Here is an 18,612-nt window from a genome sequence, read left to right as displayed (position 1 = left end):
TATGATACGACAACGCTTTTTAGCTTCTATCGTTTAAAGTAGAAAAATATATGATTGACTGTGTCAAATTTCGACAATATAATACAACAAGAAATGTATATAATGATTAGAATATTTTGAAATCTCCAGGAGGAACTTTTCATGAGTTCATTATTTAGGAAAAAACCGCTTGAAACATTAAATGCGCAGAGCCAATCCAACAGCCTCGCTCGCACTTTAAGCGCATTTGATTTAACACTTCTCGGTATCGGGTGTGTCATCGGCACTGGGATCTTCGTTATTACAGGAACAGTGGCCGCGACCGGTGCCGGTCCCGCCCTGATCTTATCGTTTATTTTAGCGGGCCTTGCCTGTGCGCTTGCCGCCTTCTGTTATGCTGAGTTTTCGTCTTCGATACCAATCTCGGGAAGCGTGTACTCATACTCCTATATCACACTTGGAGAGCTGCTCGCCTTTTTAATCGGTTGGGATCTCATGCTTGAATATGTCATTGCGCTGTCGGCGGTTGCCACGGGCTGGTCGTCATACTTTCAATCGCTGCTCGCCGGCTTCAACTATCATATTCCTGCTGCGCTGGCAGGAGCTCCGGGAAGTACGCCGGGTGCCGTGTTTAACCTTCCGGCTGCGGTCATTATTCTCATCATCACTGCAATTGTCAGCAGAGGCGTCAAAGAAAGCACACGCTTCAACAACGTGATTGTGTTGATGAAAATTGGAATCATTTTATTGTTCATTATTGTCGGCTTCGGTTATGTCAAACCTGATAACTGGACGCCTTTTATGCCGTTTGGAATGAAAGGCGTCATTGTCAGCGCGGCAACGGTTTTCTTCGCGTATCTCGGATTTGACGCGGTATCCAACGCTTCAGAAGAAGTGAAGCATCCGCAAAAAAACATGCCGATCGGCATCATTTCAGCTCTGGCCGTCTGTACCATTTTGTACATCACGGTATCGCTTGTTTTGACAGGGATGATGCCTTATGCCAAATTAAATGTCGGTGATCCGGTTTCCTTTGCGCTTAAATTCGTCGGCCAGGATGCGGTTGCGGGAATTATTTCTGTCGGCGCTATCATCGGAATCACAACAGTGATGCTCGCATTGCTGTATGCCCAGGTCCGTTTAACCTTTGCCATGAGCAGAGACGGTCTATTGCCGGGTTTGTTCGCAAAGATTCATCCGTCATTCAAAACGCCGTTCCGAAACACATGGCTGACAGGAATCGTCGCGGCGGGAATCGCAGGGTTCATTAATCTCGGCACACTTGCGCACCTTGTAAACATGGGGACGCTTGCGGCATTTACAGTCATTTCGATCGCTGTTATTGTGTTAAGAAAGAAACATCCGGAAATCAAAGCCTCCTTCAGGGTGCCGTTCGTTCCGGTTGTGCCAATCATCAGTGCTGGAATATGCCTTTGGTTTATGTACAGCCTTCCAGGCATCACATGGCTTTCATTTGTTATCTGGATCGCCGTCGGAACGCTCGTTTATTTCCTTTATGCAAAAAAACACAGCTTATTAAACAAATAATGATAAGCCGTCGGTGCGGACATTTTAAACGTCCAATCCGCCGGCTTTTTTCGTTTTGGCGTGTGCTATACTTTGAGTACACATACAGAAAGGAAGACAAGTCTTGAAACCATACCGCACTTTATTATTTGATGTAGATAATACCATTTTGGATTTTACAGCAGCAGAAAAATCAGCGCTGCGCCTGCTGTTTGAAGATCAGAACATTCCGCTTACCGATGAAATGGAGTCCCGTTATCGAACAATTAATCAAGGCCTCTGGAGAGCCTTTGAAGGAGGAAACATGACTCGCGATGAAGTGATGACCACCCGCTTTTCCGCTTTGTTCAAGGAATATGGCTATGAAGCAGACGGAGTGCTGCTAGACCAGAAATATCGCAGCTTTCTTGAAGAAGGGCACCAGCTTATGGACGGGGCATTTGATCTCATCACAAAACTGGAACAGCATTTTGATTTGTATATCGTGACAAACGGCGTTTCCAGTACTCAGTATAAGCGTCTCAGAGATTCAGGATTATTTCCGTTCTTCAAGGATATTTTCGTTTCTGAAGACACAGGTTTTCAAAAGCCGATGAAAGAGTACTTCGACTATGTGTTTGAACGGATTCCCCATTTTTCAGCGGAGCACACCTTAATCATCGGCGATTCGCTGACAGCGGACATCAAAGGCGGACAGCTCGCCGGAATTGATACGTGCTGGCTTAACCCTGGCATGAATGTCAATGATACAGAGGTTGTGCCAACGTATCACATCCGTAAGCTTGAAGAGCTATATCATATTCTCAAAATCGAAAACACAATCATCAACTGTTAAGCGGCAGGTGCTGCTTCCTTCCAGAAGGAGTCTTTTTTCCTGTTGATAAATCCTTCACCTTATGAATAATATGGTGGTATGCACTGGTTATATATGTTAGGAGGAGAATCATTTGGCTATTGCCGCCCCGCTTAAAGAAAAACCTGTTCAAAAACCCGGCACCACCGTGTATCCGATCTTGATGATCATCGGAATCTGCCACATGCTCAACGATTCGCTGCAGGCTGTGATTCCGGCCATGTTTCCGATTTTGGAACGCTCCATGAGCTTGACATTCACACAGCTCGGCATCATCGCTTTCACGTTAAACATGGTGTCATCCGTCATGCAGCCTGTTGTCGGCTGGTATACCGATAAACGGCCGCGGCCGTACGCCCTGCCGATCGGGCTGACTGCCAGCATGCTCGGCATATTGGGCCTTGCATTTGCCCCGTCATTTGTGACGATCTTGTGCTGTGTGTTTTTTATCGGATTAGGCTCCGCTATTTTTCATCCGGAAGGCTCCCGTGTGGCATATATGGCCGCCGGCACAAAACGCGGGCTTGCCCAGTCCATTTATCAGGTCGGAGGAAACTCAGGCCAAGCGATGGCACCCCTGATTACCGCGCTGATCCTTGTTCCGCTCGGACAATTCGGTGCTGTCTGGTTTACACTTGTAGCCGCGCTCGCCGTTATGTTTCTGCTTTATATTGCAAAATGGTACGCCGCTCGGCTCGGCAGTCTTGCACAGAAGCAGGGCACCCAAAAGAGAGCCGCTGTACAAAACTCGTCTGTCACCAAGTCCGTTATATCTGCTCTTATTATTATTATCTTTTTGATTTTCGCGCGTTCTTGGTATACGAGTGCGATCGGCAACTTTTACACGTTTTATGCGATGAATACATATCACGTAAGCATTCAGCAGGCTCAGAGCTATATTTTCGTCTTTTTGCTGTTTGGCGCTGTCGGAACCTTTCTCGGCGGCCCGCTCGCAGACCGTTTCGGAAAACGATTCGTCATTCTCTGCTCGCTGCTGTGCTCTGCGCCTCTGGCGATTCTGCTTCCATTTGCCGGCCCGGTTCTGGCCTATGGCGTTCTCGCTTTGATCGGCTTGGTTCTCATGTCGAGCTTTTCCGTAACGGTTGTATATGCACAGGAACTTGTCCCCGGAAAAATCGGCACGATGTCCGGTTTAACCGTCGGCCTTGCCTTCGGTATGGGAGCAATCGGCGCTGTGGCGCTTGGTGCTCTAATTGACGCCGCGGGACTGACCCCGACCATGATTGCCATCGCGTTTCTCCCGATTCTTGGCATCCTCGCGTTTCTTTTGCCGAGTGACCAGAAACTGAGAGAATGGCATAGCTGAAAAAACCCCTGCCGGGCGGCAGGGTTTTTTTAATCAAGCTGTATAAAATGAGTGTCCGGCACCGCGTGCTTCGGGATAAAGCCGTCGGCAAAGTCCGGAAATGCCGTCTGTATTTCGTCAATCCACCTTTTCAGATTTAACACATACGGCATATAAATCATTTCAATGGCCGCTTCGTCTTCAATGCGGTAATACCAGCAAAGATTAAATTCGTTCTCCGTGACCAACGTAAACCCGGAGAAATGATAGAAAATCAGCGGCGTTTCATCTAGATAAACACGGCCGTTCTTTTGAGTCACCTTATAATTTTCTATATTCCAAAGCGCCGTATTGACTCCGGTTGATTTGACAACATGCACACCCTGATACTGCGCCGGCCACTTCTCCACATACCTTTGATCTCCGTACGTCTTTCTTTCCGTATTCATTTCCACCGTGCAATATTCAATGCAATCCTGTCTCCATTGCCATACCGCTTTATAAGCTTCTTCTGTATTCCGGGCGCCGACAAAGCCTGTGTTAAAACGTCCGGTCCGCTCATAATAAGACATGAACCGCGGCGAGTTGCGGTGATCGGTCAAATACAGAGAAGCCGCCGGGTTTTCGCCAAAAATGCGCGCTGGATCAGAAAAGAAAAACAGATCGGTATCCATGTGGGCATAATATTCGGCGTCATCCCACTGGCTCATGACATGGAACAAAAATGCGGGCTTCAGTGTCCAGCAATACTCATGGAACGTTCTGTTGCTTTTCGCTTCCAATAGCTCCGGATCTTCCATTTCATGAAGCTGCACAAAGGTGACATGCTCCCATGGCACGTGCTGAAGCAATTCATATGCCTTCTGATCAACACACAGCACATATAAATGAAAATCATCACAATGCTCATGGAGGGAATGAATCATAGGCATCAGTTTAAAGATGTGCGTCCTTGACACTATTGTTGAAAAATGAAATTGACTCACCATACCACATCCATTTATCTAAGATCCACGTGCAGTAAATCATTGACAAGCGCATACAGTGCATTAGAAAAATCGTTCACGCCAAGCTTCTTCTTCGCTTTTGGCAGAAGCTTTTTAACGGCTTGCAAATCAAAGTTTTTCGCTGTCACCCTCGGTGTTTTTTTCTGCCAATCCGGGTCCAGATTGCGATCCTTCACGACATGGAGCAGCTCAAGAAACAGATGCAGCAGCATGTCGTATTTCTTCGAGTCCAGCAGTTTGTGTATATCAGACATGATCCTGTTGGTCATGTCTGGAGGGAATGGGCCGTTAAAGGCAAGATGAACATCTAATGACTGAATGTTGTTATATTTGTCGCACATATAGGCAATGTTTGTTCTGATATCGTCTACTGACTGACAATTGCTTGGGTGCTCCTGATGAACGCTGACAATATCGCGATGCAGTCTGAACGTCAGTCCGGCCTGATGGAGCCTGATCCCAAGATCATAATCCTCGAACCCGTACCGTACAATGCCTTCGTCAAACAAACCGAGATCAGCCACATGCTTTCGTTTTACTGATGAATTGTTTGTGATAAAAAAACGCCACGGCATATGGTAGCCCTTTAAGTCATCGCCGTATTCATCCAGTATCCGCTTCAGCACGTCAATAAAATCGGTATCAAGGTCAAAGCTTTGATTTAAGAAGCTTTCGTTTTTGATATCCGCCTCTGACAGAAGCTTTTGTTTGTCTTTTTTCGGCATTTCATCATATAACTTTGCAAGCTGCTTCTTATGTTCATCTTCAAAGCGCTCATAATAATAGCTGTAGATCCTTTTCCAAAACAAACCGCACACGACAAGATTCTCTTCGTTTTCATGCGCTTTGATATGCTTTGCCACAAGATCCTTGGCAGCAAGCATATCGCTGTCATGGAATATCAGAATATCTCCTCTGGCATTGCGGACCGCCTGATTTCTTCCGTAGGCAATGCCCCTGTTTTCTTTAATCCGTACAAAAATCAGCGGAAAGTCCGCTTGAAACGATTTGAGCATCGAGAGCGTCCCGTCCTCAGAGCCATTATCCGCTACGATGACCTCAAACTCTTCAGCGCACTCCTGCTGGTTTAAGGACAGAAGACTGTTATAAAGGCGCTCCTTTGAATTATATGCAGGAATAATAACGCTTGCTTTCACTTCATTTTCACTTCCTGTATTTAATCATTTATTTGTTATCATCTTTTGAAGCAAAACCGTTAAATTCAGGGTCTAGCGCTTTGATATGCTGAATGATATGCGGCAGGGTCTGCTGGTACAGCTCATGCACAAACGGCAGGTCTGTGCGTGTTGTTTCGTGAATCTGTTTGATTTCATTGATGCTGACGATTCGATATCCGCTGAAATGATAGAAGATCAGCGGATTTCCATCTTCCAATACAATCCGGTCATCCTTCCAGGAAAACGTGTGCTGTCCGTAATTCCAATGGCCGATGTTCACACCTGGTGTCGTAATGTCACACACATTCGGAAACAGCTCAGACATATAATCCAAATAGCCCTGATCCCCGAATTTCCCTTCACCCGGCGCATTTTTACATTCCTCAAGACAGCGCTCCTTCCACCACTCCAAACAATCCGTCCCTGCTTTATCATGTTTAAAGCTGATAAAGCCAGAGTTATATCTGCCTAACAGACGCTGCAGCATATCAATTTGCTCTCTTTCAAACGAAGGAATAATGATATCGCCCCGGGAAAGCAGCACCGAGCAGTCCGGCTGATTCGTAAATATCGGTGACGGATCGGTGTAGAAAAATAAATCTCCGTCAATATACGTCACCCGTTCCAGCTCGGGATTGCTGTTCAGCACAGCTTGCAGAAAGATCGGCTTCATCGTCCAGCAGTACTCGCTTTGATCCCTTGTATCCTTCAGCTTCAGGAGCGTTTCATTTTCAAGCGCTGCCACCGGCACAAGAGTCAGCTGCTTCATATTCAATTTCTGCAATACGCGGTGCGTGTCATCATCCATACAAAGCGTAAAAATGGGGCTGTCTTGATCGACTTGCGCTAAAGACTTAAATAAGGCGACTGCCTGATATAATCTTCCTTTTGATAAAACGGTGCAATAGGCGCTCGTCATGGTATGTTCACCTCATTTCGCGTTACTTTTTGAAGAATTCTGTATACCACCCAATGGTTTTTTCAAGTCCTTCATCAATGGTGTAAGCAGGTGTCCAATTCAGCAGCTTTCTCGCTTTTTCCGCGGATAAATATTGGTGCTTGATTTCATTGCTTCCCTGGTTCAGCACCTTTGGCTTCAGATTGCTGTTCATTTTCTTTAATATTTTTTCGACTAATTCAAGCACAGTCAGCTGAATCTCATTGCTGAAGTTAAAGGCTTCCCCGGCGAGATTGAGTTCCTCCATTTTCTCCGCCAGAAGCAGGTAAGCCTGAACGGCATCTTCAATATAGAAATAGTCGCGGACAAAGGTGCCGTCGCTGCGGATTTCGGGAGCTTCCCCGTTCAGCACAAGCTGAATCGTCTGCGGAATGATACGGTTGAGGTTCAAATCCCCGCCGCCGTACAGATTTCCGCAGCGCGTAATACAGACCGGAAGGCCATAGGTGTGAAAATACGTATGGCTGATCAGATCCGCGCAGCTTTTCGATACGTCGTACGGATGCTTGCCTTGCAGCGGCATATCTTCATCGTACGGAAGGTTTTCTTGATCACCGTATGCCTTATCGCTTGACGCGACAATGACACGCTTGATTAACGGATGCTTCCGGCAGGCCTCAAGGATATTCCACGTGCCGAGAATATTCGCCTCAAAGGTGGAAACCGGGTTGCGGTTTGCAACGCCGACAATCGCTTGTGCAGCGAGGTGAAACACCGTATCGATTTCATACTCTCCAAGCGCGCGTTCAATCACGGGCAAATCTTCAAGAGCGCCCTGCACGATGTTCATTTTCTTCACATGTTCTCCCTGATAAAGATTGGACTGAGGCACATGATCTCTGACAAGCCCCGTCACGTTTGCGCCCTGTTCGATCAGCTCTTTCACCAAATAGCTTCCTAAAAGACCTGTACAACCCGTGACAAATACGTTTTTATTTTTCCAGAAACTCAAATCAGTTCACCATACCTTCCATACATGTTGTCCTTGATCCCACATCTTGTTGACTTCCAAAAGATTTTTATACGTATCGATTGCCGTCCAAAATCCGTAATGGCGATACACGGCAAGTTCACCGTCTTTCGCAAGGTTTTTCAGCGGTTCATCTTCGAACATGGCGTTCCCGTCCTTCGGCAAATAATCGAAAACCTTTGGATCGAGAACGAAAAATCCGCCATTGATGATGCCGTCACTCGATGTCTTTTCAGAAAAAGTTTTCGCTATACCATCCTCAACCGTCAAGGTGCCGAACTGCGAAACTTTATCAATGCCGGTAACAGTCGCAGCAGCACCCTTTGTCTGATGATAGCTGATGAGATGAAAAAGATTGATATTGGCCAGCCCGTCCCCATAGGTGAGCATAAACGTTTCATTGCCGATATAGTCCTTCGCCTGCAAGATTCTTCCGGCTGTCAGCGTATCTTCCCCTGTCTCCAAAAACGTAATTTTCCACGTTTCAGGCTGTCCCAGCATCTGCACCTCTCCTGTAGAGCTGTCGAGCGTGAGGCTGTTGTGCTTCCATTCGTAATTCAGAAAATATTCTTTGATTTTTTCTCCTTTGTAGCCTAAAAGCAGAATAAACTCGTTCACTCCGTAGTACTGATAGATTTTCATAATATGCCATAGAATCGGTTTTCCGCCTATCATGGCGAGCGGTTTAGGAAGTTCATTCGTGACCTCACTCATTCTCGTTCCTTTTCCGCCGCAGAGAATGACCGCTTTCATCTCTACCCCTCATCTCTATGAATATTGAGTTCGAAACCTTGGTACCTCCTTACAATCTATCAAGGCATTTCCCCGATAATTTGTCCGATTCCAATACCGGTTTCAAAATCTACTGTAATGATATGAGAGAGAGGCGGCCTTGGTGACCAAATGGAATCTATTTTTTCAACTTGGTTATGTAACCACACAAAAAAAGAGCCCTGAGCGCGGCAATACGCCCGCTCAAGGCTCTTCTTTGTCTTATTCGATATCTTTTTCCTTGCCGTAATGATAATCAGACGGATCAACGGCTTTAAAGTCACTGAGTTTGTGGAATCTCAGCAGGTCTTTGTAAAGGACACTGTCAGAAAGCTTCAGCTGCTGTGTCACTCTTGTTTTCAGGTTCTTCGTATCTTCATTCGCTTTTACTTCTTTACCTGTCTTCGTATCATAGATGATATTGTCGACAGATGTGTACTTCGGCGTTACGAAGTCGCCGTTTCTAAACGCCACTGTTTCGTCGTGGTCTTTAGAGAATAAATCGGTACCGAAGTTGATATATTTCTCAGAATCAATACCTTGCAAGTGAAGAAGTGTCGGCATAACGTCAATTTCACCGCCATACGTATGGTTCACTCCGCCTTTTTTGCCAGGGATGCGGATCATCAGAGGCACGCGCTGGTTTTGCGCGTTTTGATAATCTGTGATCTCTTTTCCGAGAATTTCTTTCATCGCGCGGTTATGGTTTTCAGAGATACCATTGTGGTCACCGTAAATCATGATGACTGAGTTGTCATACAGACCTGCTTCCTTCAGTTCCTTGAAGAATTGCTCAAGGGACTCGTCAAGGTAACGGGCAGTCTGGAAATAGCTGTCGACTGTATTATCGCCAGTCGTCGCTTTCTTAATCGTCGCGTCTTTTTCATCCAAGTTAAACGGATAATGGTTTGTCAAGGTAATCAAATGTGCGTAAAACGGCTTTTTAAGAGATTCAAGTTTTGGAATTGATTCTGTAAAGAACGGCTTATCCTTGAGCCCCATATTAATGATGTTTTCTTCTGACATGTCATACGTGCTTGCGTCGAAAAATTTGTCATAGCCGATATGTTTGTAAATCTGGTCGCGGTTCCAGAACGATTTGTAGTCACCATGCAGGACGGCGCTAGTATAGCCTTCCTTCTGATCCAATATCGCAGGAAGCGACTGGTATGTGTTTTCGCCTTTTGTTACAAATGCGGAGCCTTCTGGAAGACCGAAGATCGAGTTATCCATTGTCAGCTCGGCATCAGATGTTTTCCCCTGACCTGTCTGATGGAAGAAGTTATCGAAGTACGTGACGTCTTCGCCGCCGTGGGCCAGTTTATTTAAGAATGGCGTAACTTCTTCACCGTTCAGCTTGTAATCAATCAGGAACGACTGGAAGCTTTCCAGATGAATCTTAATGATGTTTTTGCCTTTGGCAGACCCAAAGTACTCAGCGTTCGGCTTCGCGTAATGAGACGTCGTGTAATTCTCGACACTTGTCAGATCATCGCTGCTTGCATACGCTCTTTGCGTTTCTGTTTGAGCCGTCTGCACACCGTCATAAATGGTGTAATTGTAAAGACCTAAGTATTTTACGATATAATTGCGGTCAAACGTTCTTGTCAGCAGCTGCGGGCGGTCTTTTTCCGCAAAATGCAGGTTGATGAAAAATAGTGCGACCCCGGAAAGAATCACCAAAGACGCAAAACGTTTTTTCATTTTGAATCCTTTGAATTCAGGTCTCCAGATCAATACCGCAATCAAGATGATAATATCTAAGAAATAGAAAATATCATGACCGGCCATGATGCTGAAAATACCGTCGCCCATGTTTCCGACGTTGCCGGACTGTTTAATGTTCGGGAACGTTAAGAAATCATCAAAGAAACGATAGAATAAAATATTTGCATATAAAATGAACGTCATCACAAAATCAATAATCAGCATAATAATAGCCGATTTTCGCCCTTTCGCAAGCAATGCCAGTCCTAAAAAGAAGACGGCGCTTGAGAACGGGTTAAACACCAAAAGGATTTCTTGGGTTGTGCCTTTTACCCCAAGGTTAAACTCTGTTTTGTAGGATAAATACGTTTTTGCCCAAAACAGTATAACAGCCAACACAAAAAAGCTAAGTTTGTAAGAAAAAAGTTTCTTCATGGCAACCTCTACTTTCTTAAACACGTTAAGTCTTTATTTACTTTTACTTTCTCTTTTATCCTGTCTTCCAATTCCTTCTTTCCAAACAAAATCAAGGCATCACACAACAAATAAATATACCGCGCTATACCGGGATATTTACGTTTTGCACATACCATTTCTATTACACCTATTTCAAACCAAACACTGGACGAAAGAAGCCCTCAATTCGTTTCACTTTTTTCTCGGAAATAAAAAAGGTTTCTTTTGTCCTGCCCGCTTTTGGAAAAAAAGAAATAGATACCGAGTATAAGAATAACATAAACTAGCAAAAACGAAAAATAGGTCTTAAGGACAGCCCGCCCTTCAGGCGGACTGTGGTTATTGTATGCACAGACGTTTAGCGAGATCACATTTTTTTAAAAAGGACATAACAAAAGGACTGGATCTCTCCAGTCCTTTGTAAAAACAATCAAATTCCCGACCAGACATCCTTTGCATACATGCCTGTTTCCTGCAGATGTCTGAGCCAGTTTTGCGCTTCTTCTTCACTGGTGCCATGAACAGATTGATACGCGTTTTGCAGCGCGGCCTCCACATCAGGCGCCATCCTGCTGCCGTCACCGCATACATAAAGACGGCCGCCGCGGTCGAGGATCGAAATTAAGGTTTCCGCATGCTCCGCCATGAGGTGCTGAACGTACGTTTTCGGTATGCCTTCTTTACGGGAAAAAGCCGTGTGCACAGTAACAATTCCGTCTTGTTCAAACTGCTTAAGCTCATCTCGGTAAATAAAATCGCGATCGTTTCTGCAGCCAAAATAAAGATGGGCTTCGCCGAGCGTTTTTCCCTCGCGTTTTAAAGCTAACCGGGCTTGCAGGAATCCGCGGAATGGCGCAACTCCTGTTCCCGGCCCCACCATGATGATTGGTGTTTCAGGGTCTTCCGGAAGCTGAAATCGGGATTCCGGCGTGCGGACAAACATCACGACATCATCTCCCGCCTTCCGCTCCGCTAAGTCATTCGATGCCACTCCGCGATATTCGCCGCTGCCGCTCCAAGCCGGCCCGCGCACAACGCCTACAGTTATCGCGGCTTGTTCCGGATTCACCCGCGGGGAGCTTGAAATCGAATAATACCGCGGTTTTAACGGGCGTAAAAGCTCTAAAAACCGTTCAAACGGCATTTCACATGATTCATATTGCTCGAGCAGATCCAGCATGGAAATCCGTTTTTTCAAAATTTGTTCCTGATAAACGCCCTCTTCCGTCATATCTTCCAATTCACGTTTATGAGGCGGACAGACGGTAAATGCGGCCAGCTCGCGTATTTGCGCCCTGGTTGCCGCTTCCTGCACCTCAACGCTGTAGCTGAGCAGATCATGCAGGCTGACAGGCTGATCCAAAGGCAGATGCCCGGAGCTGCGCCCGCTTGCCGTCAGTGTAACTTGGTCCGTTCCTTTTAAGCCGAATCTGTGAAGAATCCGGCTGACATTTGTCCTGCTGTTCCTTGGCAGAACGCCAAGGTGATCGCCCTCCCGATATTCGACGCCAGAAGGCAGTGCAATTTCAATATGGCGGGTGCTGCGGCCACTGTCTGCGGACTGGAGTTCTCGATTTTCCGCAATGGATGCGTGAACCGCTTCATACGACCGGGCTAATGGGGATTCTCCCAGCCCCCTGACAAACTGAAGGCTCAGCGTGCTTCGCTCCTTATCAGCGTTTTCATTAAGTTCGAGTCCGAAGGCTTTGATGGCGTCCGACCACATGCTTTTTTTCCACTGGTCAAGCTGTCCTTCAAAATCCCCGCTGACATCGCCCTCTCCGCGTGCAGAAAAACGGGTCGCCCCTTTTTCCGCTAGCTGCTCGTCAATGGTTCGCGGAACGTACTGATACGTGCTTGCCCAGTTATGATCACCACAGCCAAACACCGCATAATGGACACCCTCCAGCTCACCTGGCTGTATTTCGTCAAGCCACTGCACAAACTGACCCGCATTGCTTGGCGGTTTTCCATTATAGGAAGAGGTGACGATCACAACGGCTCCCTCTTTCGGCAGCTTTCCAATCTGATCGTTCAAGGGCGCCACCTCAGTCCTTACGCCGTGAAGACTCGCTGTATCGGCAAGCTCCCGGGCGACGCCTTCCGCGGTGCCGGTATCAGAGCCATACAGTACGAGTAACGGCCGATTGTTGAGACCGATAACCGAAGCACTCTTCGTTTCCTGTTTGCTCTTTTGTTCATCGTCGTGCGCCGCTTTTTCCTCCGACGGGACGCCGGCATGAATCGCTTCCTGATTTCGCGTTTGAACTCGGATGTGAAAATCACCGGGCTTAAGTGTCAGCGTTTGTTTGATATCAAGCTCATAATTCTCGTGATCAATCAAAGTGAAATATTTTAATACCATGCCCAGCACAAGTGTAGCTTCATGCAGGGCAAACTGCATGCCAATACAGGCTCTCTGTCCATTCCCAAACGGCTTGTAGGCATGATGAGGCACTTGGTCCTGATGTTCGAACCGTTCTGGACGAAATTCTTCAGCGTCCTCTCCCCATGCGTCTTGATCGCGGTGAAGCTGCGGAATCAAGACAGAAATTCTGTCCTTGGTTGTGATCGGATATTTTCCGCCAATGACCGTATCTTCCTTCGGATAAAGACTGAAAGCCGGAGCCGTCGGCCATAAGCGCAGTGATTCATTTAAAATCATCCGTATGTATTTCAGCTCGAGCACTTGTTTATAGGTCGGCGCTGCACCCGTCAGCACCCGGTCGACCTCTTCATACGCCTTTTTCAGTTTGTCAGGATGCTTCAATAAAAAGTAGATCGCAAACGACAGCAGGCCGCTCGTTGTTTCATGCCCGGCAATTAAAAATGTAATGATCTGAAAACGGATATTTTCATCATCAAGCTTCTCCCCGGTCTCCGGATCTTCCACCTTCAGCATCCGGGCGAGCAAATCTTTTTCATCCTGATCTCCATCCGCCTTGCGCTCCGCAATAATGCTGTCGACTAACGAAAACATCGTTTGAATATCGTGGTGGAATTGGCGCTTTGTTCTGACCATGAGTTTATCTTGAACATCGAGCCGCTGCATCTGGTGCATCGCTTCATCCAGCGCGCGCACCATGCTGTTGATAAACGGATGAGGCGTTTCTCTGTAGTAGCTGTTAAAACGATAGTTAAACCCGCATAACCCAATCGTGTCCAATGTCAGCCGGGTCATATCAGCGGGAACATCGACTGCTTCATTCGGATTGAGCCGAGCCCACTTTTGAATCAGCTGAACAGCGATATCAACCATTTTTTCATGATAATCCTTCATGGCCCGCTGGCTGAACGTCGGCATGAGAATGTTGTGCGCTTTTCTCCAGTTGGGCTCGTGCGTCCAGCTTGTAAACAATCCGTCACCCGAAAACGCGCGAACCTTTTCCAAAGCGCCTTCAATGCTTTTATCGAAACGCTCTTCATCACAAACTTCTTTCACGAATTCATGGCCGGACACCACAATTGTCGTACCCGCCGGTGTGTGAATTTGAAAAATAGGGCCTTGCTCTTCCGCCAATTTGATCAGTGACAGAGTCGGTTTATCTTTATCAATTAAAGGAAGATTGCCGAGCGGTCCAAACGTCTTCGGCTGAGGAATCGGGCTTGTTTCCTTCATCGAACCATTCCTTTCCGTATGTAATGCTTTCTATCTGACTACATTTCCCTTTCATGGTGACGATTATTCCATTTCTCTGATTGACGCCTGATCGTTGTTTTTTCTATACTTGAGAAGCTGTACAATACGCAAATAAGGTGAGTTCACATATGGATTTTGAAATTCGATTTTTATCCTTTTATGTCATACAGGTGGAAGGCAAGGATGAGCAGGCAAACAAGCAATTCAAGCACTTCCAGACCCTTGATACAGAGGAGTTTGAAGAAAGCGAGCTGAAGGACTTTCTTGACGGAGAGCTGAAAAAAATCGTCAAACGGAAAGCCGACCGCCATCCGCCATCCGAGCAGGTGCCGACGAAAATCGGCCACTTTATCGTCGAGCCCGGCCACGAGCTGGATTCCAACCCGAACTACAACTTGTTCAACCGCGCCCGCCTGGCGGAAACAAAAGAGGACTTTAACGAGCTGAGCGAACAGTTCGTCCGCACGTACCTCGACACGAGTGCGGTCCGCGGCGGTGTATTCTTAGTCGCTTCGGCTGTGCCGAGAAAATACTTCGACGAGTCATTTGTCTTCATTATGAAATGTGATTTTGAGCCGAAGGTCGCCCGCATCTCAGACGCGTCTTCCCTCATTAAAAAAGTCGAAATGGCCATTACGACAAAAAACATGAAGAGCATCCAATACCCGTTCATGCCGGAGGAAGGAATGATCGAGGAAGGCGAGCTGAAAATCCACCAGGCCTCGCACGCCCGCTATTTCGAGGATTTCCTGAAATTCGTTGAGTACGGTGAATCAATGCCGGAAATCATGAAAACCCAGGTCATGAACATGGTGCAGGAACACGTCTATGAGACATTTGAGGACAACAGTGAAGAGCTCAAGCAGTTTGAACAAGACATCGAAATCTGGGAAGCGAGCGAAAAACGGGAAATCCAAGAACGCCTCGACACACATCAAGTGATCGAAGCCTCCGCCCAGATCATTGAGCACACGCCGGAAGCCGAGCTGAAAATGAAAGTCGGAGAAACCGAGATTAAAGGATTGCTAGCTGATTTTGGCGAATCGATTCATCTCGCAAAAGTGAACGGGCGCTATGTCGCGCTGATTGAAGCGGAGACGATTTCGTTTGAGAAGGGCAGTTCACCGGTGGAGTTTTATAAGCCTGAGGGGCTGCATGAGGTGATTGAGCGGATACGGAATAAAACAGAGCAAGAATAAAAAGTCCAGAATTCAATTCTGGACTTTTCCTTTTTAATATCCTTCCCTCAACACCGCATAGCACTCCCCAATCAGCTCTTCCGCTCCCGGCTCTCCTTTCAGCCCGCGGCGGACGATTTCTGAAGATAAGTCCTGCACTTTGAGCGCTCTTGGTGCTCTTCTTTCGTCGTATGTCTGAAACGCGGTTTCGAGGTCGTCATGCTTTTTGAGCTCTTCGGAAAGCACAATCGCATCTTCAATGGCCATGGCCGCTCCTTGCGCCAAGGTCGGCGCTCCGGCGTGGGCGGCGTCTCCCCCGATGACGACGCGGCCTTTGTACCATGGCTCCTGCACGGCGACCTGCTCCAGTTTATTAAAAATGATGGGGTGTTCTTTTGACATATGCTTTGTGACAAAATCAAGCCCCGGGAAGCCTGAGAGGATCTCTTTGAGTCTATCAAACCGGGTCTCTTCCTCATCCCAGTAATCGCTCGTGCAAGGCTGGAGGACGAAGACATAGCCGGCGTGTTCCGCCAATGGCACGACGCCAATTTGTGTCTCTCCGCTTCTGTACATCAATGTCGCGTCCTCAAATGTGTAATCGGGAAGCTCGATATAAAAGCGCCACGCCCCCATGCCGAGAAACTCTTTTTCTATTTCTTTTTGCAGCATGGTATCCCGCACAATGGAATGAATGCCGTCAAAGCCCGCCAGAATGTCAGCCTGCATCTTTTCTCCATCATCACATACGGCAGTAACCGCTTCAGGCGTTTCTTCATAAGCCACAATCTTTTTCCCCCACAAAATCCTTGCGCCCGAAGCTTCGGCATGCTTGATGAGAATGTCATTTAACGTTTTTCGCAGGATATTATTGCGGCCCGGAAGCTTATCATCTAAGAAAGACTCACTGACTTTGAATAACAGATTCCCCTGCTTATCGAATGTTTTAAACCACGCTGTTTGAAATCCATGCTCGCAGCACTCTTCAAATACGCCCAGCTCCTTTAACACCGCCAGTGCGTTTTGCGGCTGGAGAATCCCCGCGCCGGTCTTGCGGTTTTCTGCAGCCGCTTCACATAAGGTGACGGAAAAACCTGCTTTCCTGAGAGAAATGGCTGCCGACAGCCCGCCAATTCCGCCTCCCGCTATCAGTATATGTTTCATGTTGATAACCACCTTTTCAGTTCGCTGTATGTAGTTAGGCACCTAACTACATTACCTTACTATGTCCGGTAAACAGCTGTCAATCACCTCCAACACAGGTTGCGTTCTGATTTTCCCTCCATTATAATCGTGTCACGACAAACGTACGGGAGCTTATTGTGATGGAATTAAAACATTTACCGCAATACAAGCATATAACAGAACACGCCGAGACGTATTCCAATGTGGACGCCGGCTCTCTTGAATTGTTTTTATCTTTGTTTGATATCTCGAAAAAAATGAATCATGTGATGGAGCATTATTTCGCCAGACGCGGATTGTCTGAAGGAAAATTTAAAATCCTGATGCTTTTGTTCGACGCAAAGGACCACACGTTAAGCCCGACGGAGCTCGCCAAGCAATCAAACGTCACGAAGGCGACGATTACCGGCCTGCTTGACGGACTGACGAGGGATGGATTTGTCCGGCGCAGGCATCACAACGAGGATAAACGAAAAATCAGCATTGAGCTGACAAAGGAAGGCAAAGAACGGCTGGAGCAATTTCTGCCGGGCCATTTCAGCAGGATTTCCGCAGTAATGGAAAACTACAGCAATGAGGAAAAAGACATGTTCGTAAATATGCTGAGTGATATGTTTGAAAAGCTAAGCGTGTTTAAAGACTAAAAAACCCGTCTGATCTGGACAGGCTACAGCACTTTTTCTTAAGGAACGGTGACAAATATGCCGTTGATCACAAACACAATGCCGATCAGAACGGATGTAAAAATGCCGGACACCTTTGTCACGCCACTGTACATAAAAAAACGCCAACCGTTACAAAAAGCGCCTATCTCAATGACAGGCGCTTTCTGATTAATCATCACTGCTTAAAATGCCAAAGAAGCGAAGCAGGTTGATGAACAAGTTGATAAAGTCAAGGTACAGCGATAATGCCATAACCGGAATTAAGTCCTCCGTAATATCGCGGTGTTTGATTTGGTTCAAATCATACAAGATATAAAGGGAAAAGACGATGGTTCCAATAACGGAATACGCCATCATCGCCGCGGAATTCAGCGGGCTGAAGATGCTGAAAATGCCAACCGCAATTAGTGCGATGAGCGCTACGAGCAGAAACGACGACAGGAACGATAAATCCTTCTTCATTTTTGCGCCGATTGTACCGAGCACGGCAAAAATTAAAAATGTAGATCCGAACGCTTCAAGCACCACATAGGCGCCGGCAATTGAAGCGTAGTGGCTGACAATCGGAAATAGGGTAATGCCGGAAACGAAGGCGAATGTATAAACAAACGCATACCCGACCGCTTTTCTTCTGCGCATCCAGAAGGCGATAATGATCATCGCCACTTCAAGGATCGAAAGCGGCAGCATCAAAGCGACAGGAATAAACTGGCCGATGTACAGCCCGACGGTTGCGATCAGCAGTGTAAAGATAAACACTGTCAAAATGCGCTGCATGATCGAATGCTTACTCTCATGAACTGTAGCTTGCATGTCAAAAATCCTCCTAAGAAATGATCTTAAAGGTCTATTATATAAAAAATGGATGAAATATGTATATGTTTTAAGGAGAATTTAATGTCGAACAAAAACCTTTAAAACACCTCTTTTACTTCGATTCTTTGCTTTTCAGTGAGAAACGGTGCTTTTCCACCTTCTCAATCTGGGTGACCTGGGAATCATGTACGGTGATTTGAACGGTGCCGAAATCCAGTGTTTCCAACGAGCTGATGATTTTTTCAATCACTTTCGGATCAACGGTTGTTTTTGAAAGCAATGACCTTCCCCCCTGTTCAGTTTTAATTCATAGTATTCTTATAAGAATTATAATATTATGTTTTTTCCAATAAATCAATGGTGATTTCCATTCAAATCAAAAAGGCATATGATCACCCAATCAAGGGAGGGTCATA

General features: G+C 46.5%; 16 protein-coding genes. 5 read left to right on the top strand and 11 right to left on the bottom strand.

Going from position 1 to position 18,612, the window contains the following annotated elements; translation table 11 throughout:
* Positions 1 to 141: 141 nt before the first annotated feature.
* The 3 genes from NST56_RS04030 to NST56_RS04020 all read left to right on the top strand — a co-directional run bounded on the left by NST56_RS04030 (position 142) and on the right by NST56_RS04020 (position 3,686).
* Entirely contained in the window at positions 142 to 1,527 is a 1,386-nt protein-coding gene (locus NST56_RS04030; protein WP_010333339.1) for an amino acid permease, read from the top strand.
* 103 nt (positions 1,528 to 1,630) lie between these two features.
* The gene (locus NST56_RS04025; protein ID WP_339180170.1) at positions 1,631 to 2,341 is read left to right on the top strand and encodes a YjjG family noncanonical pyrimidine nucleotidase; all 711 of its coding nucleotides are present in this window, start codon (positions 1,631 to 1,633) and stop codon (positions 2,339 to 2,341) included.
* A 112-nt stretch (positions 2,342 to 2,453) separates the two neighbouring features.
* Positions 2,454 to 3,686 (top strand): MFS transporter, encoded by a 1,233-nt coding sequence (locus NST56_RS04020; protein ID WP_010333336.1) that lies wholly within the window; start codon positions 2,454 to 2,456, stop codon positions 3,684 to 3,686.
* A gap of 29 nt (positions 3,687 to 3,715) precedes the next feature.
* On the opposite strand, the gene NST56_RS04015 is transcribed toward NST56_RS04020, so the two are convergent.
* The 7 genes from NST56_RS04015 to NST56_RS03985 form a co-directional block, all read right to left on the bottom strand.
* A complete protein-coding gene (locus NST56_RS04015; RefSeq protein WP_010333335.1) occupies positions 3,716 to 4,651 on the bottom strand; it encodes a putative nucleotide-diphospho-sugar transferase in 936 nt (311 codons plus the stop codon).
* Positions 4,652 to 4,665: 14 nt separating this feature from the next.
* Positions 4,666 to 5,829 (bottom strand): glycosyltransferase family 2 protein, encoded by a 1,164-nt coding sequence (locus NST56_RS04010; protein WP_010333334.1) that lies wholly within the window; start codon positions 5,827 to 5,829, stop codon positions 4,666 to 4,668.
* Between the two features lie 28 nt (positions 5,830 to 5,857).
* Entirely contained in the window at positions 5,858 to 6,769 is a 912-nt protein-coding gene (locus NST56_RS04005) for a putative nucleotide-diphospho-sugar transferase (protein ID WP_339180163.1), read from the bottom strand.
* A 22-nt stretch (positions 6,770 to 6,791) separates the two neighbouring features.
* Positions 6,792 to 7,760: a GDP-mannose 4,6-dehydratase gene (locus tag NST56_RS04000; protein WP_339180161.1), complete on the bottom strand. Its 969-nt coding sequence runs from the start codon at positions 7,758 to 7,760 to the stop codon at positions 6,792 to 6,794.
* A 6-nt stretch (positions 7,761 to 7,766) separates the two neighbouring features.
* The gene (locus NST56_RS03995; protein WP_010333331.1) at positions 7,767 to 8,531 is read right to left on the bottom strand and encodes a glucose-1-phosphate cytidylyltransferase; all 765 of its coding nucleotides are present in this window, start codon (positions 8,529 to 8,531) and stop codon (positions 7,767 to 7,769) included.
* Positions 8,532 to 8,771: 240 nt separating this feature from the next.
* Positions 8,772 to 10,691 carry a lipoteichoic acid synthase LtaS1 gene (gene ltaS1 / locus NST56_RS03990; protein WP_010333330.1) on the bottom strand — a complete coding sequence of 640 codons (1,920 nt, stop codon included), beginning with the start codon at positions 10,689 to 10,691 and terminating at the stop codon, positions 8,772 to 8,774.
* A gap of 451 nt (positions 10,692 to 11,142) precedes the next feature.
* Complete coding sequence (locus tag NST56_RS03985; protein ID WP_339180157.1) at positions 11,143 to 14,331, bottom strand: bifunctional cytochrome P450/NADPH--P450 reductase; 3,189 nt, start codon at positions 14,329 to 14,331, stop codon at positions 11,143 to 11,145.
* Positions 14,332 to 14,480: 149 nt separating this feature from the next.
* Between NST56_RS03985 and NST56_RS03980 the strand changes: the two genes are divergently transcribed.
* Positions 14,481 to 15,551, top strand: a complete 1,071-nt coding sequence (locus NST56_RS03980) for a DUF3900 domain-containing protein (RefSeq protein ID WP_229148847.1) — start codon at positions 14,481 to 14,483, stop codon at positions 15,549 to 15,551.
* A 33-nt stretch (positions 15,552 to 15,584) separates the two neighbouring features.
* On the opposite strand, the gene NST56_RS03975 is transcribed toward NST56_RS03980, so the two are convergent.
* Positions 15,585 to 16,694 (bottom strand): FAD-dependent oxidoreductase, encoded by a 1,110-nt coding sequence (locus tag NST56_RS03975; protein WP_339180153.1) that lies wholly within the window; start codon positions 16,692 to 16,694, stop codon positions 15,585 to 15,587.
* 161 nt (positions 16,695 to 16,855) lie between these two features.
* Here NST56_RS03975 and NST56_RS03970 point away from each other — a divergent pair, with 161 nt between their 5' ends.
* Positions 16,856 to 17,359, top strand: a complete 504-nt coding sequence (locus NST56_RS03970; protein ID WP_339180151.1) for a MarR family transcriptional regulator — start codon at positions 16,856 to 16,858, stop codon at positions 17,357 to 17,359.
* A gap of 38 nt (positions 17,360 to 17,397) precedes the next feature.
* Here NST56_RS03970 and NST56_RS03965 read toward each other — a convergent pair whose 3' ends face one another.
* The 3 genes from NST56_RS03965 to NST56_RS03955 form a co-directional block, all read right to left on the bottom strand.
* Entirely contained in the window at positions 17,398 to 17,556 is a 159-nt protein-coding gene (locus NST56_RS03965; RefSeq protein WP_339180149.1) for a hypothetical protein, read from the bottom strand.
* The gene (locus tag NST56_RS03960; RefSeq protein WP_010333322.1) at positions 17,549 to 18,193 is read right to left on the bottom strand and encodes a Bax inhibitor-1 family protein; all 645 of its coding nucleotides are present in this window, start codon (positions 18,191 to 18,193) and stop codon (positions 17,549 to 17,551) included. Before NST56_RS03960 ends, NST56_RS03965 begins: the two co-directional genes overlap by 8 nt.
* A 115-nt stretch (positions 18,194 to 18,308) precedes the next feature.
* Positions 18,309 to 18,476 carry a YezD family protein gene (locus tag NST56_RS03955; protein ID WP_010333321.1) on the bottom strand — a complete coding sequence of 56 codons (168 nt, stop codon included), beginning with the start codon at positions 18,474 to 18,476 and terminating at the stop codon, positions 18,309 to 18,311.
* Positions 18,477 to 18,612: the final 136 nt, after the last annotated feature.

The organism is Bacillus sp. FSL R5-0560 (genome assembly GCF_037966305.1).
GTDB classification, from domain to species: Bacteria; Bacillota; Bacilli; order Bacillales; family Bacillaceae; genus Bacillus; species Bacillus mojavensis.
Note: the sequence above shows the minus strand (reverse complement) of the source record. Positions and strands in the feature narration are given on the sequence as shown.

Coding starts and splice junctions, on each gene's coding strand:
- NST56_RS04030 (WP_010333339.1), top strand. CDS start 142: ATGAGTTCATTATTTAGGAAAAAACCGCTTGAAACATTAAATGCGCAG.
- NST56_RS04005 (WP_339180163.1), bottom strand. CDS start 6,769: ATGACGAGCGCCTATTGCACCGTTTTATCAAAAGGAAGATTATATCAG.
- NST56_RS03995 (WP_010333331.1), bottom strand. CDS start 8,531: ATGAAAGCGGTCATTCTCTGCGGCGGAAAAGGAACGAGAATGAGTGAG.
- ltaS1 (WP_010333330.1), bottom strand. CDS start 10,691: ATGAAGAAACTTTTTTCTTACAAACTTAGCTTTTTTGTGTTGGCTGTT.
- NST56_RS03985 (WP_339180157.1), bottom strand. CDS start 14,331: ATGAAGGAAACAAGCCCGATTCCTCAGCCGAAGACGTTTGGACCGCTC.
- NST56_RS03980 (WP_229148847.1), top strand. CDS start 14,481: ATGGATTTTGAAATTCGATTTTTATCCTTTTATGTCATACAGGTGGAA.
- NST56_RS03975 (WP_339180153.1), bottom strand. CDS start 16,694: ATGAAACATATACTGATAGCGGGAGGCGGAATTGGCGGGCTGTCGGCA.
- NST56_RS03970 (WP_339180151.1), top strand. CDS start 16,856: ATGGAATTAAAACATTTACCGCAATACAAGCATATAACAGAACACGCC.
- NST56_RS03965 (WP_339180149.1), bottom strand. CDS start 17,556: ATGATTAATCAGAAAGCGCCTGTCATTGAGATAGGCGCTTTTTGTAAC.
- NST56_RS03960 (WP_010333322.1), bottom strand. CDS start 18,193: ATGCAAGCTACAGTTCATGAGAGTAAGCATTCGATCATGCAGCGCATT.